This window comes from Nocardioides sp. YIM 152588 (assembly GCF_040191335.1).
Lineage (GTDB): Bacteria > Actinomycetota > Actinomycetes > Propionibacteriales > Nocardioidaceae > Nocardioides.
The window spans coordinates 1-20578 of record NZ_JBEGDJ010000006.1 but is presented as its reverse complement, the minus strand read 5'-3'; the positions used below and the strand labels follow the sequence as shown (position 1 = coordinate 20578).

Sequence of the window (20578 nt, the reverse complement as noted above, 5' to 3'; positions counted from 1 at the left end):
ACGGGATCAGCTGGCGAGAACGTCCGTGACGGGGAGGCTCGAGTCGGCCGGCAGGCCCAACGAGGACGGCGTCCGCCCGCGGGCCACCATCGTCGAGCCGAGCGCGGCGACCATCGCCCCGTTGTCGGTGCACAGCCCCGGCCGCGGCACCCGCACCCGGACCCCGACCTTCGCGGCCCGCTCCTCCGCCATCGCACGCAGCCGGGAGTTCGCGGCGACGCCGCCGCCGATCATGAGGTCCTCGATCCCGTCGGCCTGCGCGGCGTCCAGCGCCTTGCGCACCAGCACGTCGCAGACGGCCTCCTGGAACGACGCCGCGACGTCGGCGACCGGCACCGGCTCGCCGGAGCGCTCGCGCGCCTCGACCCACCGCGCCACCGCGGTCTTGAGACCCGAGAACGAGAAGTCGAAGCGGTGCCGCTCCAGGTCGCGGCGGCTGGTCAGGCCGCGCGGGAAGTCGATCGCCACGCTGTCGCCCTCGCGGGCCGCGCGGTCGATGTGCGGGCCGCCCGGGAACGGCAGCCCGAGCAGACGGGCGACCTTGTCGAAGGCCTCCCCCGCCGCGTCGTCGATCGTCGCGCCCATCGGGTCCACCCCGGCACCGTCACCGTGGTCGCCGGTGATGTCGGTGACCCGGAGCAGGCTGGAGTGGCCGCCGGAGACCAGCAGCGCCAGGCACGGCTCGGGCAGCGGACCGTGCTCGAGCTGGTCGACCGCGACGTGGGAGGCGAGGTGGTTGACGCCGTAGAGCGGCTTGCCGAGGCCGAGCGCGAGCGCCTTCGCGCTGGCCACGCCGACCAGCAGCGCGCCGGCCAGGCCGGGGCCGTGGGTGACCGCGATCGCGTCGACGTCGGCCAGGGCGATGCCGGCGGTCTCGCAGGCCCGGTCGATGGTCGGCACCATCGCCTCCAGGTGCGCCCGGCTGGCCACCTCCGGCACCACGCCGCCGAAGCGGGCGTGCTCCTCGACGCTGCTCGCCACGGCGTCCGCGAGCAGCGTGTGGCCGCGGACGATGCCGACGCCGGTCTCGTCGCAGGACGTCTCGATACCGAGCACCAGCGGCTCGTCACGCATGCTCACGCCTCCATTGTGCCGGTCGCCCCAGCGTCGTCGGGCGGACCGTCCAGGTGTCGTTCGAGGATGACGGCCGTCGCGCCGTCGCGGTAGTAGCGCCTGCGGCGCGCGATCTCGGTGAACCCGTCGGCGGCGTACAGGGCCAGCGCCGCCGCGTTGTCCTCGCGGACCTCCAGCAACAGCCGGTCGGCGCCGCCGGCGGCGGCGTGCTCGCGTACGGCGGCCAGCACGCTCCGCCCGAGGCCGGTCCGCCGCCGCCCGGAGGCGGTCACGATCCGCTGCAGCTCGGCGTCCTCGCCGACCACGCTCACCACGGCGTACCCCTGGACCCCGTCGCCGTCCTCGACGACGAGGTAGCCGACCGTCGGGACGCCGCCGCCGAGGCCGTCCGCGACGAGGGTGGGCGACCAGGCGTCCCCGGCGAAGCCCTCCGCCTCCAGCGCCACGACGGCGTCGAGGTCGCCGGGGCCGGCCGGGCGCACCCGGACCGGGTCGCCCGGCCCCGTCACGAGACCAGCCCCGTCACGAGACCGGCTTCGGCGCGCGCGGGATCTCCGCATCGGGCCGGCGCAGGTAGAGCGGCTCGGGGTCGAGGATCTCGGCGTACTCCCCGACCACGGCGCGGGCCAGGTACCCGGCCGACGGGCGCAGCGGGCCGCGGGCGTTCGGGAAGGCGTCGGGGTAGAGCGCCGCGCCCTCGCCCACCACCGGCGCGTCGGTCGCGACGACGGCGGGGCGCTCCACGACCGGGCCGTCGACCCGGCGGGCGCGCTCGTCGTAGGAGGCCAGGTAGACCTCCTTGCGGCGCGCGTCGGTGGCGACCTGGAACGGGGAGTCGACGACCGCGGCGGCCACCGCGTGGATCGCGAGCACGTCGAGGCTGCACACGCCGTGCACCGGGACCTGGAGCACGTGGCCCAGGGTCCGGGCGGTGACCAGGCCGACGCGCAGGCCGGTGAACGGGCCGGGGCCGACGCCGACCGCGATCGCGGACAGGTCCGCGGGCACCACCCCGGCCCGGCGCAGCGCGCGGTCGATCAGCGGAGCGAGCTCCTCGCCGTGGCGCATGCCGGACTCGCCGGCCAGCTCGGCGACGACGTCGCTGCCGTCGTGGACCGCGACGGTCACCGTCGGGGAGGCGGTGTCGAAGGCGAGCAGCACCCGTCGAGCGTAGCGCCCTGCGGCCGCTAGCGGCGTGGCAGGCGGACGCCCGCCCAGCGGGGGCCGGAGGCCACGACCTCGACCACCCGCGGGTCGTCCTCGGGGTCGGCCTCGGTCGCCGCCAGCGTCCGGGCGATCCGGACCTGCAGCGGGGAGTCGGTCAGCGCCTCGGCCAGCCCCTCCCCCCACTCGACGACGGTGACGGCCTGGTCGAGGTCGGTGTCGAGGTCGAGGTCGTCGAGCTCGGGGGCGCCGTGCAGCCGGTAGGCGTCGACGTGCACCAGCGCCGGGCCTCCGCGCAGCGACGGGTGCACCCGGGCGATCACGAACGTCGGCGAGGTGACCCCGCCACGCACGCCGAGACCCGCGCCCAGGCCCTGGGTGAAGGTGGTCTTGCCCGCACCCAGCTCGCCGGTGAGCACCAGCACGTCGCCGGCGCGCAGCACCCCGGCCAGCCCCTCGGCGAGCTCGCGCATCGACTCGGCCGTCGGGACGTCGTACCGCCGCGGGACGGCGCGGCCGAGCTCGATGTACGGCTCGTGCCGCTCGAACTCGACGAAGCCGCAGCCGCGCCAGAAGGCGACGGTGCGCGGCAGCTCCTCGCGGGCCAGCACGACCAGGCGCTCGGCACGCGGCAGGTGGCGCGCGACGTGGTCGACGGCCGCGTCGACCAGCCGGTGGGCGACGCCGTGGCCCTGGGCGTCGGGGATCACCCCGAAGCGGCGCAGGTAGACCGTGCGGTCGCGGCCCGCCGCGGGGTCGGTGCCGTCGGGGTCTGCGCCGTCGGGGTCGAGGACCACCGCGGCGACCGGCCGGCCGTCGATCTCGGCGAGCAGGCCGCCGGCGTGGGAGAGCTTGGTGGCCAGCGAGTCCAGGTCCTCGCTCAGGGCGTCGGTGGGCGGGTCCAGCACCGGCCGTCCGGCGAAGGCGGCATGGACCACCGCCAGCACCTCGTGCGCGGCCTCGGGGCCGACGGCGCGGACGGTCACCTCGGCAGGCTCGGGGCGGGCCTGGCCGGTCTCTGCCGCGCTCACCGGGTCGGCACCGCCGTGGCCGCGGTGATCAGCTGGTCCAGCTCGGCGTTGACGAGGTCGTGGCACTCCAGGATCACCATGTGCCCCGCGCCCTCGCACTCCAGGAGCCGCGAGCCGGGGATGCGGCTGTGCAGCTTCCGGGCGTGGCCGATCGACGTGAGCCTGTCGTCGGTGCCGCAGATGATCGAGGTGGGCACCCTCCCGAACAGCTCGATCAGGTGGAACTTGTCCAGGCCGGCGAAGTGCGGGAAGAAGTCGGCGATCACCTCGAACGACGTCGCCGACAGCATGTCGTCGACGAACTCGACGTACCCCTGCGGGACCTCGGCACCGAACGCCAGCTTGTCCGTGGCGACGGTCGCGACCATCCGGCCGAGGCGGCGCAGGCCGTCGACGTGGCGGTGGCGGCGCTGCAGCGTGCTGACCGCGCGGTGGCTGAACGGGCCGCTGAGCCGGGCGGGCACCAGCGGCAGCAGCAGCCGGCCCGGGTCCAGGCCGCCGGCGGTGGTGGAGATCAGCCCGACGCCGACCACCTTCTCGCCGATCATCTCCGGGTACTGCTCGGCGAGGGCGATGATCGACATCCCACCCATCGAGTGCCCGACGAGCACCACCGGGCCGTCCGGCACGACCGCGTCGATCACGGCCTTGAGGTCGCGGCCGAGCTGGTCGAAGGTGGCGTTCTCCCGGGCGGACTTGCCGGAGCGGCCGTGGGAGCGCTGGTCGTAGTAGACCGAGCGGACGAGGCCGCGGTACGCCGCCCGCTGGAAGTGCCAGCAGTCCATCTGCAGGCAGTAGCCGTGCACGAAGACCACCGTCACCGGCGGCCGGCTGCCCCGACCGCGGCGGAACAGGCCGCTGGAGAGCTCCTCGCCCACGTCGTCGACCTCGACGTGCAGCGGCACGCCGTCGTCGGCGACGACCGTGATCGGCTCCGAGCGGAGCGAGCCGAACGGGATCTCCTCGCCGGCGCGGCGGCTGATCTGGCGCTGCTCGCGGGCCACCCCGAGGGCGGTGCCGACGGCCGCGACGCCGAGCGCCCCGGCGACCGAGGTGAGGATCCTGCCGCGGACGCTCATCCCTGGCTCCCGTGCCGGGCCGGGGTGTGGACGGTCGGGGTGTGCACGAAGGTGTCGCCGCTGTCGTCGTAGGTCCGGGACATGCGTCCTCCGATCCGGGTGACGATCTCGTAGTTGATGGTGCCGCACGCCTCGGCCCAGTCCTGCGCGGTCGGCTCGCCGTCGTCGCCGGGCCCGAACAGGACCACCTCGGCGCCGACGGGCGGGCGGTCGCCGTCGAGGTCGACCACGAACTGGTCCATGCAGACCCGCCCGCGGATCGGACGTCGGCGTCCGGCGACCAGGACCTCGGCGGCGGTGGCGGGGTCCGGGGAGGAGGCGTGCCGCGGGATGCCGTCACCGTAGCCCAACGGGATGAGGCCGAGGGTCGTCTCGCGCTCGGCCCGCCACAGGTGGCCGTAGGAGACGCCCGCGCCCGGTTCGGCGTCCTTGACCATGACCAGCGGGGCGCGGACGGTCATCGCCGGCCGCAGCCCGATGTCCGGGGTGTGCCCCGGTGCGGGGTCCAGGCCGTAGAGCGCGATCCCGCACCGGACCGCGGTGAAGCGGGCCGACGGGCGCAGGATCGCAGCGGCGGAGTTCGACAGGTGGGTGATCTCGGGGTCCAGGCCGGCCGCGCCCGCCTGCGCGAGCGCCTCGCGGAAGGCGCGCTCCTGCTCGTCGTTCGCCGGGTGGTCGGGGTCGTCGGAGCAGGCGAAGTGCGACCAGACGCCGGTGATCCGCCACGACCCCTCCTGCTCGCCGCGGCGGGCGCGGGCGAAGAGCGCCTCCCACTCCGAGCGCGGGGCACCGCCGCGGGTCAGCCCGGTGTCCACCTTGAGCTGGACCCGGGCCCGCTCCCCGCCGGAGGCCGGGGCCGGGGCGGCGGCCGCCGCCTCGGCGATGGCGTCGAGCTCGGCGACCGAGTAGGCGGTGACGTCGAGCCCGGCGGCGATGCAGGCCTTGTAGTCGGTGTCGGGGTTGGTGAGCCAGCACAGGATCATCCCCGGCAGGCCCGCCTCGCGCAGCGCCAGCGCCTCCTCGGGGGCGGCCACCGCCAGCGCGAACGCGCCGCCGTCCTTGGCCGCGCGGGCCGCCTCCACCATGCCGTGGCCGTAGCCGTCCGCCTTGACCACGGCGATCAGCGGCGCCTTGGTGTGGGCGACCAGCCGAGCGGCGTTGGCCCGGATCGCACCCAGATCGACGCGGATCTCCGGGGTGCCGGGCGACGGGTTCATACCGCCGATTCTCCCATCACCCGGCCGATCAGGCCGGGCAGGGCCGCGGCCACGTCGCCGGCGACGATGGGACCGTGTGCCGCGGCGAGGGTCGCGGCGGCCCCGTGCAACCACGACCCGGCCGCCGCGGCGGCGAACGGTTCGAGGCCCGCGGCCAGCAGGGCGCCGATGACGCCGCCGAGCACGTCGCCGGCGCCGGCGGTCGCCAGCCAGGGCGTGCCGGTGGCCGTCACCGCGGTGCGCCCGTCGGGGCGCGCGACGAGGGTGTGGTGGCCCTTGAGCAGCACCACCGCGTCGTAGGTCTCGGCCGCCCGGCGGGCGTGGGCCAGCGGCCGGGCCTCCACGTCGGCCCGGTCGGCGCCGGTCATCCGCGCGAGCTCGCCGGCGTGCGGGGTGAGCACGGTGCCGCGGGTCGCGGGGCGGCCGCCGACCAGGTCGGCGAGGTCGGGCAGGGACAGCGCGTCGGCGTCGACGAGCACCGGTACGTCGTCGGCCAGCGCCTCCTCCAGCGCCGCCCGCGCCCCGGCGTCGCTGCCCGAGCCGACCACCCACGCCTGCACGCGGCCCGCGCCGACCACCTCCGGGTGGTCCGCCTGGACCGCCGCGCGGACGGCCGGGTCGCCGACGTACCGGACCATGCCGACCAGCCCGCACGACGCGCCCGCGACGCTGAGCCGCGCGGCGCCCGGGTAGGACGGCGAGCCGGCGCGGATGCCCACGACGCCCCGCGTGTACTTGTGCGCGTCGCGGTCCGGGCGCGGCAGCAGCGCCGCGACGTCCTCGGGCCGCAGCGCGGTGACGGCCGCACTCCGGTCGGCGAGGTCGGGGCCGAGGCCGATGTCGACCAGGTGCAGCGCGCCGGCGGCGTGGGCCGCGGGGTCGACGAGGTGGGCCACCTTGTGGGTGCCGAAGGTGACCGTGAGGTCGGCGCTGACGTGCGGGCCGTCGAGCTCGCCGGTGTCGACGTCGACCCCCGACGGGACGTCGACGGCCACCACGGGAACGCCGGCGAGCGCGTCGAGTGCTGCCACGGCGTTGGCCCGGAGCCCGGGGCGTCCGCCGATGCCGACGATGCCGTCCACCACCACCTCGGGGCCGCGGCCGGCCGGGGTGCTGGTGGCGGTGGCGGTGGCGGTGGTGGCGGTGGTGGTGGTGGCGGTGGTGGCGGTGGCGGGCGGGCCGTCGACGGCGTCGACGATCCGGCCGCCGGCGGCGCGCAGGGTCGCCACGCCCGCGGCGTGGGCCTGGGTCGCGAGCAGCCACGCCTCGACCGCGGCCCCCCGTCGGGCGAGCTGGGCGCCGGCGTACAGGGCGTCGCCGCCGTTGTCCCCCGGCCCCACCAGCAGCACCACCCGCCGCCCGTAGGCCCCGCCGAGGTAGTCGGCCACCGCGTGGGCCAGCCCGGTCGCGGCGCGCTGCATCAGGGTGCCCTCGGGGAGGCGGTCCATCAGCGCGCGCTCGGCGGCGCGGACCTGCTCCACGGTGTGCGCACGGATCACGGGCGCCACGGTAGTCGGGTCCGGGGTGGTGGGTGGTGGGTCGTGTGCCCGAGACCCCGTGCGGGTGGCGGGTCGTGTGCCCGAGAGCCCTCGTGTGCCTGAGACCCCCGCATGCCGCTGTCTCAGGCACACGACCCACGCCCGATCCGCCGCCAACGGCCCCGATTCCGCCCTCGTGTGCCCCACACACCCGAATACCGATGCCTAAGGCACACGACCCGCACCGACGCGGGGCCCGCGCCCCAGGGCGCCTGTGGACAGCCGACGCCGCAGGATTGCGGCCGAGCGGGCCGCGGCATGGAACCGCCATGAACTCAGAGATCGAAGCACTCGCCCGGCGGCAGTCCGGGATGATCGCGCGGCGCCAGCTCACCGCGCGCGGCATGGGATGGAACGCCGTCGACCGACACATCGCCGCCGGACGCTGGAAGGCACGGTCCCCGCGCGTGATCAGCACGTTCACCGGCGAGCTCACCGTCGACCAGCAACGGTGGCTCGGCGTGCTCCACGCCGGTCCGCGGAGCCTGGTCGGCGGCCTGACCGCGGGGGCCCGGCACGGCCTGGTCGGGTGGGAGCGCAGCACGGTCACGGTCGTGGTCGACGACGAGCTCGCGTTCGAGCCGGTGCCCGGCATCCGGTTCTTCCGCTCCCGACGACCCTTCGACCTGCTGGCCTCACCCAGAGCAGGGGTGCCGTCGTGCCACCTCGAGCCCGCGCTCCTGTTGTGGGCCGCGTACGACGCGCCGCTCCGCCCCGCCCACGGCGTTCTCGCGGCCGCGGTGCAGCAGCACCTGACCACGGCCGACCGACTGCTGGAGTGGATCCAGGTCCTCAAGCCGCTGCGCAGGGCGCCCGCGTTCCGGGAGATGATGCGCGACGTCGAGGGCGGTGTGCGGTCCGGCGCCGAGCGCGACGTGCTCCGGATGTGCCGCCGCTACGGCGTGCCGGAGCCGGACCTCCAGACGCCGCGGCTCGACGCCGACGGGCGGCGCCGCTGGACCGACTGCGAGTGGCGGCTCCCCGACGGCACGTCCCTGGTGCTCGAGGTCGACGGCTCCTTCCACATGGAGGCCGGCCAGTGGGCGGCCGACCTCCGGCGCTCGCGCCGCCTCACCGTCCCGGGGCGGTTGATCGTGCGGGCGACCGCGTTCGAGGTGCGCCACGAGCCGCAGGAGGTCGCTCGTGACCTGTTCACGCTGGGGTTGCTCGCGCACGCCGCGTGAGCCGAGCGGTCGTGTGCTCCAGGACCGCAAATACCGATGCGTCAGGCACACGACCCACCCCGAGGAGAACGACCCGCACCAAGGAGCCGACCCACCCCAACCGAAGCACGAAGGAGAGCGCTCAGCCCTCCAGCACCACCGTCGCGGTCGCGATCCCACCGTCGTGGCTCATGGTCAGGTGCACCGCCCGCACACCGTGCCGCTCGGCCTCCGTGGCGACGGTCCCGCGCAGCAGGAACACGGGCCGGCCGGAGGGCTCGCGGAACACCTCGGCGTCGTGCCAGGAGAGGCCCGGGGGTGCGCCGAGGGCCTTGGCGAGTGCCTCCTTGGCGGCGAACCGGGCGGCGAGGGAGGCGACGGGGAGGCCGCGCTCGCCGCCGACGAAGAGCCGGTTGGCCAGGCCGCGGGTGCGCTGCAGCGAGTCCGCGAACCGGTCGATGTCGCAGACGTCGGTGCCGATGCCGATGATCATGCGCCCCGGCCCGCCATCCCGCCCATGCCCGCAGACTCTACGGGTCCGGGTATCACTGCCTGGGAGGTCCTGCGGACCGCTGGCCGATCGGCTGCAACAATCCCACCCATGGGCGGCTCCGGTGGCAGCAACGGCTCCCTGCCCGACCCGTCCCGCGAGGCCTCGCCCTACGTCGAGCTCGAGCGCGCGACCTGGGCGGCGCTGGCGTCGGAGACGGAGAGCCCGCTGACCGCGGACGAGGTCAGCAGGATGCGCGGCCTGGGCGACCAGCTGGACCTGCGCGAGATCGTGGAGGTCTACCTGCCGCTCTCGCGCCTGCTCAGCCTGTACGTCGAGTCCGCGGGCAAGCTGCACCGGGCCCAGGAGGCGTTCCTGCACGCCCGCACGCCGCCGCGCACCCCGTTCGTGATCGGCCTGGCCGGGTCGGTGGCGGTCGGCAAGTCCACCAGCGCGCGCGTGCTGCAGCAGCTGCTGGCGCGCTGGCCCGAGCACCCGAACGTGGAGCTGGTGACGACCGACGGGTTCCTCTACCCCAACGCCGAGCTGGTCCGCCGCGGCCTGCTGCAGCGCAAGGGGTTCCCGGAGTCCTACGACCGGCGCAAGCTGATGAAGTTCGTCGTCGACATCAAGTCCGGCAAGGACGAGGTGGAGGCGCCGGTCTACTCCCACCTGGTCTACGACGTCGTCCCGGACGAGAAGGTCGTGGTGAAGAGCCCCGACATCGTGATCATCGAGGGCCTCAACGTGCTGCAGCCCGCGCGGGTGCGCGACGACGGCCGCACGGGCCTGGGCCTGTCGGACTTCTTCGACTTCTCGATCTTCATCGACGCCAAGGTCGGCCACATCCGGGAGTGGTACGTCGACCGGTTCCTGCGGCTGCGCGAGACGGCGTTCCGCGACCCGAACTCCTACTTCGCCAAGTACGCGGCGCTCACCCACGACAGCGCCGTCGACGAGGCGCGCCGCATCTGGGACACCATCAACGGACCGAACCTGGAGCAGAACGTGCTGCCCACCCGCTCCCGGGCGACGCTGGTGCTGCGCAAGGACGCCGACCACTCCGTGCGCTACGTACGGCTCCGAAAGATCTGAGCGAAGCGGGCCGCGAACGGGTTTGCCGGCGGCACGACGGGGGATACCGCAGGTATGCCGACTCGGAGGCCACGTCCCATGCTGCCCACGCGCGCCCTGGTGCCGGCGCTCGCGCTGGCGGCGCTCGCGCTGGGTGCGTGCACCAGCGCCGGCCGGGGCGCCGACGGGCGCGACGGGGCCACGTCCGGCCCGCAGGGGCCGGCCTCTCCGACCGGGAGCACTCCGGTGCTGCCGGACGGCCAGGACGGCCTCGGCGGCGCGGGCGACTCCGGCGCGCTGACGCGGCCGGGCTCCGAGCTGCGGCTGGGCGAGTCCGCGATCCTCCCGTTCTCGGCGGGTGACGGCGACAGCCGGGTCCGGCTCGCCGTCGAGCGGATCGAGCGCGGCAGCGCGGCCGACCTCGCCGAGCTCGGTCTCGGCGATCAGGCCGACGGCTACGTGCCCTACTACGTCCGGTTCTCGGTGACCGGCGTCGCCGGCAGCGACGACCTCGCGTCGCGCTCGATCAACGAGTCGGTCAAGGGCGTGCTGGACGACGGCGCGGCGGCTCAGACGCTCTACGTGATCGGCGACTGGGACCACTGCACGGCGGTCAGCTTCCCGCCCGGCTTCGTCGACGGGCGCACCATCTCCAGCTGCGTGCCCTACCTGGCGGCGGAGCCGGAGGCCGTCACCACCGCCGTGTTCGCGCCGCCGACCGGCGCGTACAGCAGCGCCGAGGGCAACCCGGTCCGCTGGCGGTGACCGCCGGGCCGCGGTGACCGCTAGCCGATGTCGCGGCGCAGCGTGGTGGCCCTGCCCACGGCGGCCAGCGCCACGGCGTACGCGACCAGCACCAGCAGCGCCGCCCACCGCGGCAGCAGGTCGCCCGAGCCGCCGCCCATCTCCCCGATCAGGCTCACCCCGATCAGGCCGTCGGCGGCCGCGCCGGGGAGGAACCGGGCCACGGACGACGTGAGCTCGAACGCGCCGAGCGCGAGCCGGGCGATGGGCTCGACGAACTGCGTGAAGGCGAGCAGCACGACGATCGCGGCGACCTGGTTGGGCACCACCGCGCCGAACGCGACCCCGATCACCGCCCACAGCGCGGTGACCAGCACGCCCAGGCTGATCACCACCAGGACGTCGGGGTCGGTGAGGTAGGCACCCTCGCCGCGCCAGGCCAGCAGCGGAGCGGTCGTGCCGACCAGCGCGACCATGCCGACGACGCCGTAGAGCAGGCCCAGTGGCACCGCGACGAGCAGCTTGCCGCCCAGCAGCACCCCGCGCCGCGGCTCGACGAGGAGCGACTCGGTGATGGTCTGGTAGCGGAACTCGGCCGTGACCAGCAGGCTGCCGATCACCAGCGGGAACACGTAGCCGATGGCGTTGATCAGCCCGTACACGCCGGCCGCGGCCTGCTCCCCCGACACCGGCAGCGCCTGGTCGTCGGGGGCGAAGACGATCGAGAAGGCGAGCACGCCCCCGACGAACGCCAGGTAGGCGGCGAGCGCCCCCAGCAGGATCCACCACAGCCGGGTGCTGACGACCTTGCGGTACTCGGCGAGCAGGGCGTTCCTCATCGCTGCTCCCCCGTCATCCGCAGGAACAGGTCCTCGAGGTCGCCGCCGCGGCTGACGAGCTGGTGCAGCTCCACCCCGGACCGGTACGCCGCCGCGCCCACGTCCGCGGCCGCGACCCCCTCGAGCAGCACGCCGCCGCCGTCGGGCCGGCCGGCCCAGCCGCGGTCGGCGCAGAGCCGGTCGAACGCCGGCCGGTCCGGCGCCTCGACGTAGGTCAGCGGCACGGTCTGCGCGCTGAGGTCGGCCAGGGAGGAGGCGGCGACCAGCCGCCCGCGGGCGATGATCACGACGTCGTCGACGGTGTGCTGCACCTCGGAGAGCAGGTGGCTGGAGACCAGCACGGTGCGCCCCTCGGCGGCGAAGGTGCGCATCAGCCAGCGCATCCAGCGGATGCCTTCGGGGTCGAGCCCGTTGGTGGGCTCGTCGAGGACGATGGCCGGCGGGTCCGTGAGCAGGGCGGTCGCCAGGCCGAGCCGCTGCCGCATCCCCATCGAGTAGCCGCCGACCCGGCGGGTGGCGGCGCCGCCGAGGCCGACCATCTCGATGAGCTCACGGCAGCGTGCGCGGTCGACGCCCGCCTGCGCGGCGTACACCTCCAGGTGCGCGAGGCCGGTGCGACCGGGGTGGAAGCCCGAGGCCTCCAGCGCGGCGCCGACCAGGCGCGCCGGCACCGGATGCTCGCCATAGGGGCGCCCGGCGATCAGCGCGCGCCCCTGCGTCGGTCGGGTCAGGCCGAGCAGCATCCGCAGCGTCGTGGTCTTGCCGGCGCCGTTGGGGCCGAGGAAGCCGGTGACGGCGCCGGGCCGGACCGAGAAGCTCAGCCCGTCGACGGCCCGGACGGCGCCGAAGCTCTTGCCGAGGTCCTCGACCGCCAGCACGGGTGCGTCCATGCCGACATTCCTATCGGACCGCCCGGAGCGCTCGGGCCGCGGGGAGCCCCCACCCTCCCGCACGCGCCGCTCGTGTGCCCCACACCCCGCCATGCCGATGTCTCAGGCACACGACCCCGGCCAGGCGGGGCGAGGGGGCAGGAGGGGATCAGCCGAGCCGCTCCCGCACCACGTCGGCGAGCGACTCCGCGACCTCCCGCGCCCGCTCCGCCGTCGGCGCCTCGACCATGACCCGCACCAGCGGCTCCGTGCCGGAGGGCCGCAAGAGCACGCGGCCGTCGCCGGCCAGCCCGTCCTCGGCCTCCGCGACGGCGGCCAGGAGGGCCTCGTCGGTGGCGGCGCGGGCCCGGTCCACGCCGGGGACGTTGACCAGGACCTGCGGGAGCCGGGTGACCACGCCGGCCAGGTCGGCCAGCGACTTCCCGGTCCGGGCCATCCGCTGCAGCACGTGCAGCGCGGTGAGCACGCCGTCGCCGGTGGTGGCGTGGTCGCGCAGGATGACGTGGCCGGACTGCTCGCCGCCGAGGCTGTAGCCGCCGGAGCGCATCTCCTCGAGCACGTAGCGGTCGCCGACCGCGGTCTGCTTCACGTGGACCCCGGCGGCCTCCATCGCCTTGATCAGCCCCAGGTTGCTCATCACGGTGGCGACCAGGGTGTCGTCGACGAGGCGCCCGTCCGCGAGCAGGCCGAGCGCCAGGATCGCCATGATCTGGTCGCCGTCCACGTCCGCGCCGGTGTGGTCGACCGCCAGGCAGCGGTCGGCGTCGCCGTCGACCGCGAAGCCCGCGTCGGCGCCGTGCTCGAGCACCGCGGCGCGCAGGTGGTCGAGGTGGGTGGAGCCGACGCCGTCGTTGATGTTGAGGCCGTCGGGGTCGGCGCCGATCGCGATCACGGTCGCGCCGGCGGCGCGCAGCGCCTTCGGGCCGACCTCGTGGGCGGCGCCGTGGGCGCAGTCGAGGACGACCCGCAGCCCGTCCAGCGGCAGCACGTCGGAGCCGGTCTGCGGCACCGTGGCGACCAGGTGGGCGGCGTACTCCTGCACGGTCGGCCCGTACTCGGAGACCCGGCCGACGTCGCCGCCGGTCGGGCGGTCCCACTCCTGGCCGAGCACCGCCTCGATCTCTGCCTCGATGACGTCGTCGAGCTTGACGCCGCCCCGGGCGAGGAACTTGATCCCGTTGTCCGGCATCGGGTTGTGGGAGGCGCTGATCACGACGCCGGCGTCGGCCTCCAGGGCGTCGGTGAGGTAGGCGACGCCGGGGGTGGGCAGCACGCGCAGCAGCAGCACGTCCACGCCGGCGGAGGCGAGGCCGGCCACGATGGCGTGCTCGAGGAACTGGCCGGAGATCCGGGTGTCGCGGCCGACCACGGCCAGCGGTCGGACCCGACCGGCGGGCCGGGGACGGTCGCCGGCGTGGGCGGCGAGCACCCGCGCCGCGGCGACGCCCAGGTCCAGCGCCAGCTCGGCGGTCAGCTGGCCGTTCGCCAGACCTCGGACTCCGTCGGTACCGAAGATTCGGCCCACGCTTCTCCCCTCACACCGTTGTGGATCCACCATGAAACGACAACGGGACCACGCTCCGCCAGAGCGGAGCATGGTCCCGTCGCACCCGGGCTGCGCCGGTCGCCGCGGTGCTGGACCACGGCCACCGGCGCGCAGCCCCGGATCAGCGCTTGCTGTACTGCGGCGCCTTGCGGGCCTTCTTGAGACCGGCCTTCTTGCGCTCGATCGCACGGGCGTCGCGGGTGAGCAGACCGGCCTTCTTCAGGACCGGGCGGTTCGCCTCGACGTCGACGGCGTTGAGGGCGCGGGCCACGCCGAGGCGCAGGGCGCCGGCCTGACCGGTGATGCCACCGCCGTGGATGCGGGCGATGACGTCGAAGCGGCCCTCGAGGCCGGCGGCCACGAAGGGCTCGTTGACGACCTGCTGGTGCAGCTTGTTCGGGAAGTACGAGTCGAGGGTGCGACCGTTGACCTTCCACTCGCCGGTGCCCGGGACGATCCGGACGCGGGCGACGGCCTCCTTGCGACGGCCGGTGGCCGTGGCGGGGGCGATGGTGGCGGGACGGGCGGCGGCGTCGGCGGCCGACTGGGTGCTCTCGCTGGTGTAGGCGACACCCTGCTCGTCGACGTCGAAGGTCTCCTCGACCTCGGTGTTGGTGGTTTCAGCCACGATGAGTCCTTAGTTCCTAGCTTCGGTCAACGAGTCACTGGGAGATCTGGGTGATCTCGAACGGGACGGCCTGCTGGGCCTGGTGCGGGTGAGCCGGGCCGTTGTAGACCTTCAGCTTCTTGATCATCTGGCGACCGAGGCGGTTCTTGGGCAGCATGCCCCAGACGGCCTTCTCGATGGCCTTGCGGGCGTCCTTGTCCAGGACCTCACCGATGGGGGTGGCGGTCAGACCACCCGGGAAACCGGAGTGGCGGTAGACGAGCTTGTCGGTGCGCTTCTTGCCGCTCAGGGCGACCTTGTCCGCGTTGACGATGATGACGTAGTCACCGGTGTCGGCGTTCGGGGCGAAGATCGGCTTGTGCTTGCCGCGCAGGAGGGTGGCGGCGGTCACCGCGAGGCGGCCGAGCACGATGTCGGTCGCGTCGATCACGAGCCACTGGCGCTCGACGTCGCCGGGCTTCGGGGCGTACGTACGCATGGATACGTTCACTCTCTGGTCGTTCGTGGACCAGCCCGCGGGGTTCGTGGGCCGGCTGGAGCCGCCCGCCCGGTCGGCGGTCGGCACCCGCGTCCTCTGACGAACTCAGCCCGGCCCACGCGCGCTCGCCTCTCGGCGATCCACGAGCGATCCGGGACTGCCCCGGGTCCGTCGCGCTCACGATCGGAGCTCACGGACACAAGGCGGCAGGGGACGCGACCACCAAGATTACGGGCGCCGTGGGCGGCGGGTCAAAACCACGCGCACGCCTGGGAGCAGCCCGGACAACCCCCAATTCGGACACCGGGTTACCGGCGTACTCGCGGTGGGGCTACGGTGCAAGAGTGACTGACTCTCTCACCGTACGCGACAACCGCACCGGCGCGGAGTATGACATCCCGATCCTCGACGGCACCATCAAGGCCGCCGACCTCGGGCAGATCAAGGCCGATGCGGAGCAGCCCGGCCTGGCCGTCTACGACCCCGGTTTCGTCAACACCGCCTCCTGCCGCAGCTCCGTCACCTACATCGACGGGGAGAAGGGGATCCTGGAGTACCGGGGCTACCCGATCGAGCAGCTGGCGGAGAACTCGAGCTTCCTCGAGGTCGCCTACCTGCTGATCCACGGCGCACTCCCGACGAAGACGGAGTACGAGGCGTGGGAGCACGAGATCACCTTCCACACGTTCGTGCACGAGAACGTGAAGAGCTTCATGCAGGGCTTCCGGTACGACGCGCACCCGATGGGGATGCTGATGGCGTCGGTGGGGGCCCTGTCGACGTTCTACCCCGAGTCCGGCAACATCGCCGACGCCGACAACCGCCACATCCAGATCGTCCGGATGATCGCGAAGATGCCGACCCTCGGCGCCTGGGCGTTCCGGCACGCGCAGGGCAAGCCCTACGTCTACCCGGACAACGACCTCTCCTACGCCGAGAACTTCCTCTCGATGCTGTTCAAGATGAGCGAGGTCAAGTACGACCCCGACCCGCGCATCGCGAAGGCGCTGGACACCCTCTTCATCCTGCACGCCGACCACGAGCAGAACTGCTCGACCAACGCGGTCCGCTCCGTCGGCTCCTCGCAGGTCGACCCCTACTCGGCGGTCTCGGCCGGCATCGGCGCCCTCTACGGCCCGCTGCACGGCGGCGCCAACGAGGCGGTGCTGCGGATGCTGCGCCGGATCGGCAGCAAGTCCGAGATCCCCGCCTTCATCGAGGGCGTCAAGGCCGGCAACGAGCGGCTGATGGGCTTCGGCCACCGCGTCTACAAGAACTACGACCCGCGCGCCAAGATCATCAAGAAGGCCTGCGACGACGTCTTCGAGGTGACCGGGGTCAACCCGCTCCTCGAGGTCGCCCAGGAGCTGGAGAAGATCGCGCTCGAGGACGAGTACTTCGTCAAGCGCAAGCTCTACCCGAACGTCGACTTCTACTCCGGGCTCATCTACGAGGCGCTGCAGTTCCCGCCGGAGATGTTCACCGTGCTGTTCGCGATCGGCCGCACCCCCGGCTGGCTGGCCCAGTGGCTCGAGCTGGTCCAGGACAAGGAGCAGAAGATCGCCCGGCCGAAGCAGATCTACACGGGCGAGCGCACGCTGGACTTCGTCCCGCGCGAGGAGCGCTGGGCCTGAGCCCTCCCGCCTGAGCGCGAGTCGGCAGAAACTGACAGTCAGTTTCTGCCGACTCGCTGCTTTTCGGGCCGAGTCGGCAGGGAGTTTCTGCCGACTCGCGCCCTTGGGGCCGTCAGTTTGTGCCGACTCGCGGGTACGGCGGCAGCGCGGTCTCGTTCAGCCAGGGGGCGAGCAGGGCCGCGACGTCGGCGCCGGTCGACTCCCCCGCGAACGCCAGGAAGTCCTCGGTGGTGACCGAGCCGCCGGCGTACCGCTCCACCCAGCCGCGCAGCAGGTCGAAGAACGCCTCGTCCCCGACCGCGAGGCGCACCGCGTGCACGGCCAGCGCGCCGCGCTTGTAGACGCGGTCGTCGAACATCAGGTCCGGCCCGGGGTCGACCAGCAGCAGATCCTGGTCGGCGGACGCGAGCCGCGCGTGGTGGTGGCGGGCCCAGCCGTCGCAGGAGCGCGGCCCGCCGCTCTCCTCCGACCACAGCCACTCGCTGTAGCAGGCGAAGCCCTCGTGCAGCCAGATGTCGCGCTGCCGGGCCAGGGTGACGGCGTTGCCGAACCACTGGTGGGACAGCTCGTGGGCGATCAACCGCACCTGCGACCAGTCGCTGGAGCAGAAGTTGCGGCCGAACGTCGACAGCCCCTGGCTCTCCAGCGGGATCTCCAGGTCGTCCGCGGTCACGACGGCGGTGTAGGAGGTGAACGGGTAGGGCCCGAACCAGCGCTCGAAGGCGGCCATCATCTCCGGCTGCTGGTCGAAGCAGCCCTCCAGCACCCCGGGGTTGAGGCCCTCGGGGATCACGGTGCGCACCGGCGGCGCGCCCTCGGCCGACCAGTGCTCGCGCACCCGGTAGCGGCCGATCTGCACGGTCGCCAGGTAGGTCGACATGGGGCGGTCCATGTCGTAGGTCCAGGTCTCGCCGCTGCCGCGGCGCCGGTGCTCGGTCAGCTCGCCGTTGGCGGCCACGTAGTAGCCGGTCGGCGCGGTGACCACGATCCGGTAGGTCGCCTTGTCGCCCGCGCGGTCGTTGCACGGGAACCAGGTGGGCGCCCCGTGCGGCTGGGCCGCGACGATCGAGCCGTCGGTCAGCTCCTCCCAGCCGGCGTCGCCGTGGTGGGCGTCGATCACCGGCGCCGGCTTGCCCGAGTATCGGATCGTGGCGGTCATCCGGGTGCCGGCGGCGGCCTCCGCGGCCAGGGTCAGCACCAGGCGCCCGCCGCGGTGGTCGAACCGCCGCATCTTGGCGCCGGTGAGCCGGACCTTGCCGACGCCGAGGCCGATCAGGTCCAGCACGATCCGGCGGGTCGGCTCGAGGACCTCCAGGTCGAGCACGGCGGTGCCGTCGAGGCGGTTCCCGTCCACGGCGTAGCCGAGGTCGAGGTCGTAGTGGTGGACCCGGTAGGCGGGGTCGCCGTGGCCGGGCAGGTAGGGATCGGCGGTCGGCAGCGAGTTCGGCATCAGTCTTCGACCCAGGGTCCGATCGGGTTGCCGATCCAGCGGGTCTTGTGGGGCACGCTCTCGCCTCTCATCACCAGGGACACCGGGCCGACCGTAGCGTGCCGCCCAATACCGGCGGCGGGCAGCACGACGGAGTTGGAGCCGAGGGTGGCTCCGGCCAGCAGGCTCACCCGGTCGGTGGCGAGCAGCCGGTCGTGGAACAGGTGGGTCTGCACGACGCTGCCCTGGTTGACGGTGGCGCCGTCGCCGAGCGTCACCAGGTCGGCCTCGGGCAGCCAGTAGGTCTCGCACCAGACCCCGCGGCCGACCTTCGCGCCCATCGCCCGGAACCAGGCGTTGAGCAGCGGGGAGCCGGTCGCCAGGCCCGCGAACCAGGGCACGGCGAGCACCTCGACGAACGTGTCGGCCAGCTCGTTGCGCCACACGAACGAGCTCCACAGCGGGTGGCTGCCCTGGTCGACCCGACCGATCAGGAGCCACTTGGCGCCGACCGCGACCAGGGCCGCGAGGGCGCCGCCGACGACGAGCCCGAGCGCCAGGGCGACCGCCGCGGCGACCACCCCGTCGGCCTCCCACACCCGCACCGCGGCGACCGCGACCAGCGCGGTGAGGGCGACGGCCAGCAGCACCGGCAGCAGCCGGGCCACCTCCCAGGCCGCCCGGGCCGCCTTGAGCCGGGTCGGCGGCGCGTAGGTGCGCTCGTCGCTGCCCTCCTGCTCGGCCCGGCGCAGGGGCGCCGGCGGGCTGCCCAGCCAGGACTCCCCGGCCTGGATCGTCTTGCGCTGGGGCGCCGCCGAGAGCACGGCGACCAGCGACCGCTTGGGCACCTTGCGTCCCGGCGCGGCCATCGCCGAGTTGCCGACGAACGCGCGCTTGCCGACCTTGACCCGCTCGGCGCGCAGCCAGCCGCCGCCGAGCTCGTAGCCGCCGATCAGGGTGTCGTCGGCGAGGAACGCCTGGTCGTTGACGTGGCACAGCGACGGGATCATCAGCACCGTCGACGCCTCCACGTCCTTGCCGATCCGGGCGCCGAGCAGGCGCAGCCAGATCGGGGTGAGCTGGGAGCTGTAGAGCGGGAACAGCCAGGTGCGGGCCTCGTCGAGGACCCGGATCGTGCCCCACACCCGCAGGGCCTGCGGGCTGCGGACCGGGTGCGCGCCCGGCTCCAGCCCGGCGCCGAGGGCCCGGACCACGAGCAGCACCAGCGCCGCGAGGACCGGCCACCCGATGAGCGTGCCCGGGACCAGCAGCCAGGCCAGGTCCCCCGGGCCGTCGCTGGCGGCCGGGTCGGCCAGCGCCAGCAGCAGGGCGGCGGTGATCACCACCGCCAGCACCGGCAGGGACCCGAGCAGCAGCGCGAGGGCGCCGTACGCCGTCGACCAGCCGCGGCTCGCGCGCGGCCGGTCGTCCCAGGGACCGCGCGCGCTGCGGCTCATCCGCACCGCCGGCGCCCCGCTCCAGAACTCGCCCTCGGGCACCGTCCCGAAGACCGCGGAGCCCGGCGCCACCTCGGCGTCGTCGCCGACGACCGCACCGGGGCCGAGCATGGAGCGGGTGCCGATCCGGGCCCGCTTGCCGATCACCACCGTGCCCAGGTGCAGCGTGTTGCCGTCGATCCAGTAGCCGGACAGGTCGACCTCGGGCTCGATCGAGGCGCCCTTGCCGACCCGCAGGTTGCCGGTGACCGGCGGCAGCGTGTGCAGGTCGGCGTTGAACCCGATCCGGGCGCCGAGCAGCAGCGCGTACCACGGCAGCCACGGGGCGCCGGCCAGGCTGACCGCACCGACCTGGTCGCCGATCCGCTCCGCGGCCCACAGCCGCAGGTGGACCTTGCCGCCGCGCGCGTAGTCGCCGGGGGTGATCCCGGCGAGCGTGGCGCGGATCGCCGCCGCCGCGACCAGGATCCGGCCCGGCGGGCTGACGAAGAGCAGCAGGCCGAGCAGCACCCAGGTCCACGAGGGCGCGGGCACCCAGGAGACGTCGTACAGGTCGTGCGCGAGGCGCGAGCCGAGCGCGGCCCAGGCCAGCCAGCGCGGCAGGGCGAAGAGGCGCAGCACCGGGACGGCCAGCGCCTGCGCCACCTGGGACTTGGGCGGGATCGGCGCGACCTTGCGCTTCTGCCGCGCCGGCGCCTGGCTGTCCAGCGCGTCGAGGAACCCGGCCAGCTCGGCCACGGTCGGGTTGGCGTAGACGTCGCCGACGGTGAGCTCGGGGTGGTCGGCACGCAGCATGGTGACCACCTGCGCGGCGGTGAGGCTGCCGCCGCCGAGGTCGAAGAAGTCGGTGCCGGGGCCGTCCGGGCCGGCGCCGATCACCTGCTCCCAGACCTCCGCGATCCGGGCCATCGTGCCGTGCAGGTCGGCGCCCGCGGCGCCCCCGCCGGACGGGCCGGCCAGCGGCCACGGCAGGGCGTCCCGGTCGACCTTGCCGGAGGTCCGCGTCGGGATGTCGTCGACGACGGCCAGCCGCGGCACCAGCGCGGCCGGCATGGTCGCGCGCAGGTGGGCGGTGGCGGCGTGGAGGTCGAAGCCGGGGCCGG

At 74.3% G+C, this 20578-nt stretch carries 19 protein-coding genes; 4 read left to right on the top strand and 15 right to left on the bottom strand.

Translation table 11 applies throughout. The features are described 5' to 3' along the window. Nucleotides 1–6: 6 nt before the first annotated feature. The 7 genes from tsaD to ABLM29_RS05035 are packed head-to-tail and all read right to left on the bottom strand — an operon-like array spanning nt 7 to nt 7064. On the bottom strand, nt 7–1074 hold the full coding sequence (gene tsaD, locus ABLM29_RS05065) for a tRNA (adenosine(37)-N6)-threonylcarbamoyltransferase complex transferase subunit TsaD (protein ID WP_349712952.1): 1068 nt from the start codon (nt 1072–1074) through the stop codon (nt 7–9). A 2-nt stretch (nt 1075–1076) separates the two neighbouring features. Beyond that, nucleotides 1077–1583 carry a ribosomal protein S18-alanine N-acetyltransferase gene (gene rimI, locus ABLM29_RS05060; protein WP_349712838.1) on the bottom strand — a complete coding sequence of 169 codons (507 nt, stop codon included), beginning with the start codon at nt 1581–1583 and terminating at the stop codon, nt 1077–1079. A gap of 13 nt (nt 1584–1596) precedes the next feature. Further along, nucleotides 1597–2235, bottom strand: coding sequence for a tRNA (adenosine(37)-N6)-threonylcarbamoyltransferase complex dimerization subunit type 1 TsaB (tsaB, locus tag ABLM29_RS05055; protein WP_349712837.1), 639 nt, complete (start codon nt 2233–2235; stop codon nt 1597–1599). A 26-nt stretch (nt 2236–2261) separates the two neighbouring features. Further along, entirely contained in the window at nt 2262–3269 is a 1008-nt protein-coding gene (tsaE, locus tag ABLM29_RS05050) for a tRNA (adenosine(37)-N6)-threonylcarbamoyltransferase complex ATPase subunit type 1 TsaE (protein WP_349712836.1), read from the bottom strand. Then, nucleotides 3266–4348, bottom strand: a complete 1083-nt coding sequence (locus ABLM29_RS05045) for an alpha/beta fold hydrolase (RefSeq protein ID WP_349712835.1) — start codon at nt 4346–4348, stop codon at nt 3266–3268. Before ABLM29_RS05045 ends, tsaE begins: the two co-directional genes overlap by 4 nt. Continuing rightward, a complete protein-coding gene (gene alr / locus ABLM29_RS05040) occupies nt 4345–5565 on the bottom strand; it encodes an alanine racemase (protein ID WP_349712834.1) in 1221 nt (406 codons plus the stop codon). Before alr ends, ABLM29_RS05045 begins: the two co-directional genes overlap by 4 nt. Then, the gene (locus ABLM29_RS05035) at nt 5562–7064 is read right to left on the bottom strand and encodes an NAD(P)H-hydrate dehydratase (protein ID WP_349712832.1); all 1503 of its coding nucleotides are present in this window, start codon (nt 7062–7064) and stop codon (nt 5562–5564) included. The genes alr and ABLM29_RS05035 overlap by 4 nt, the downstream gene beginning before the upstream one ends. Before the next feature lie 308 nt (nt 7065–7372). On the opposite strand from ABLM29_RS05035, the gene ABLM29_RS05030 reads away from it, so the two are divergent. Beyond that, nucleotides 7373–8287, top strand: a complete 915-nt coding sequence (locus ABLM29_RS05030; protein ID WP_349712831.1) for a putative endonuclease domain-containing protein — start codon at nt 7373–7375, stop codon at nt 8285–8287. A gap of 121 nt (nt 8288–8408) precedes the next feature. Here the strand turns inward: ABLM29_RS05030 and ABLM29_RS05025 are convergent, their stop codons facing one another. Then, nucleotides 8409–8759, bottom strand: a complete 351-nt coding sequence (locus ABLM29_RS05025; RefSeq protein WP_349712830.1) for a holo-ACP synthase — start codon at nt 8757–8759, stop codon at nt 8409–8411. Nucleotides 8760–8867: 108 nt separating this feature from the next. Here ABLM29_RS05025 and coaA point away from each other — a divergent pair, with 108 nt between their 5' ends. Beyond that, a complete protein-coding gene (coaA, locus tag ABLM29_RS05020) occupies nt 8868–9851 on the top strand; it encodes a type I pantothenate kinase (RefSeq protein ID WP_349712829.1) in 984 nt (327 codons plus the stop codon). A 78-nt stretch (nt 9852–9929) separates the two neighbouring features. Beyond that, nucleotides 9930–10595 carry a hypothetical protein gene (locus ABLM29_RS05015; protein WP_349712828.1) on the top strand — a complete coding sequence of 222 codons (666 nt, stop codon included), beginning with the start codon at nt 9930–9932 and terminating at the stop codon, nt 10593–10595. Between the two features lie 20 nt (nt 10596–10615). Here ABLM29_RS05015 and ABLM29_RS05010 read toward each other — a convergent pair whose 3' ends face one another. From ABLM29_RS05010 to rplM, 5 genes are all read right to left on the bottom strand, one after another. Further along, a complete protein-coding gene (locus ABLM29_RS05010; RefSeq protein ID WP_349712827.1) occupies nt 10616–11413 on the bottom strand; it encodes an ABC transporter permease in 798 nt (265 codons plus the stop codon). Next, nucleotides 11410–12303 (bottom strand): ABC transporter ATP-binding protein, encoded by an 894-nt coding sequence (locus tag ABLM29_RS05005; protein WP_349712826.1) that lies wholly within the window; start codon nt 12301–12303, stop codon nt 11410–11412. Before ABLM29_RS05005 ends, ABLM29_RS05010 begins: the two co-directional genes overlap by 4 nt. A gap of 148 nt (nt 12304–12451) precedes the next feature. Continuing rightward, complete coding sequence (glmM, locus tag ABLM29_RS05000) at nt 12452–13828, bottom strand: phosphoglucosamine mutase (protein WP_349712825.1); 1377 nt, start codon at nt 13826–13828, stop codon at nt 12452–12454. Nucleotides 13829–13970: 142 nt separating this feature from the next. Further along, entirely contained in the window at nt 13971–14477 is a 507-nt protein-coding gene (rpsI, locus tag ABLM29_RS04995) for a 30S ribosomal protein S9 (RefSeq protein ID WP_349712824.1), read from the bottom strand. 34 nt (nt 14478–14511) lie between these two features. Next, entirely contained in the window at nt 14512–14955 is a 444-nt protein-coding gene (rplM, locus tag ABLM29_RS04990; protein WP_349712823.1) for a 50S ribosomal protein L13, read from the bottom strand. A gap of 344 nt (nt 14956–15299) precedes the next feature. Between rplM and ABLM29_RS04985 the strand changes: the two genes are divergently transcribed. Beyond that, on the top strand, nt 15300–16589 hold the full coding sequence (locus tag ABLM29_RS04985; RefSeq protein WP_349712822.1) for a citrate synthase: 1290 nt from the start codon (nt 15300–15302) through the stop codon (nt 16587–16589). A gap of 112 nt (nt 16590–16701) precedes the next feature. On the opposite strand, the gene ABLM29_RS04980 is transcribed toward ABLM29_RS04985, so the two are convergent. Next, the gene (locus tag ABLM29_RS04980; protein WP_349712821.1) at nt 16702–18039 is read right to left on the bottom strand and encodes a M1 family metallopeptidase; all 1338 of its coding nucleotides are present in this window, start codon (nt 18037–18039) and stop codon (nt 16702–16704) included. Further along, nucleotides 18039–20578, bottom strand: a 2540-nt coding sequence (locus ABLM29_RS04975) for a Pls/PosA family non-ribosomal peptide synthetase (protein WP_349712820.1), incomplete at its 5' end; no start/stop codon positions are given. The genes ABLM29_RS04980 and ABLM29_RS04975, both read right to left, overlap by 1 nt.

Bases quoted from the DNA above. Each gene is read 5' to 3' on its own strand.
- tsaD (WP_349712952.1), bottom strand. From the start codon at position 1,074: ATGCGTGACGAGCCGCTGGTGCTCGGTATCGAGACGTCCTGCGACGAG.
- ABLM29_RS05045 (WP_349712835.1), bottom strand. From the start codon at position 4,348: ATGAGCGTCCGCGGCAGGATCCTCACCTCGGTCGCCGGGGCGCTCGGC.
- alr (WP_349712834.1), bottom strand. From the start codon at position 5,565: ATGAACCCGTCGCCCGGCACCCCGGAGATCCGCGTCGATCTGGGTGCG.
- ABLM29_RS05030 (WP_349712831.1), top strand. From the start codon at position 7,373: ATGAACTCAGAGATCGAAGCACTCGCCCGGCGGCAGTCCGGGATGATC.
- ABLM29_RS05025 (WP_349712830.1), bottom strand. From the start codon at position 8,759: ATGATCATCGGCATCGGCACCGACGTCTGCGACATCGACCGGTTCGCG.
- coaA (WP_349712829.1), top strand. From the start codon at position 8,868: ATGGGCGGCTCCGGTGGCAGCAACGGCTCCCTGCCCGACCCGTCCCGC.
- ABLM29_RS05015 (WP_349712828.1), top strand. From the start codon at position 9,930: ATGCTGCCCACGCGCGCCCTGGTGCCGGCGCTCGCGCTGGCGGCGCTC.
- ABLM29_RS05010 (WP_349712827.1), bottom strand. From the start codon at position 11,413: ATGAGGAACGCCCTGCTCGCCGAGTACCGCAAGGTCGTCAGCACCCGG.
- ABLM29_RS05005 (WP_349712826.1), bottom strand. From the start codon at position 12,303: ATGGACGCACCCGTGCTGGCGGTCGAGGACCTCGGCAAGAGCTTCGGC.
- rplM (WP_349712823.1), bottom strand. From the start codon at position 14,955: ATGCGTACGTACGCCCCGAAGCCCGGCGACGTCGAGCGCCAGTGGCTC.
- ABLM29_RS04980 (WP_349712821.1), bottom strand. From the start codon at position 18,039: ATGCCGAACTCGCTGCCGACCGCCGATCCCTACCTGCCCGGCCACGGC.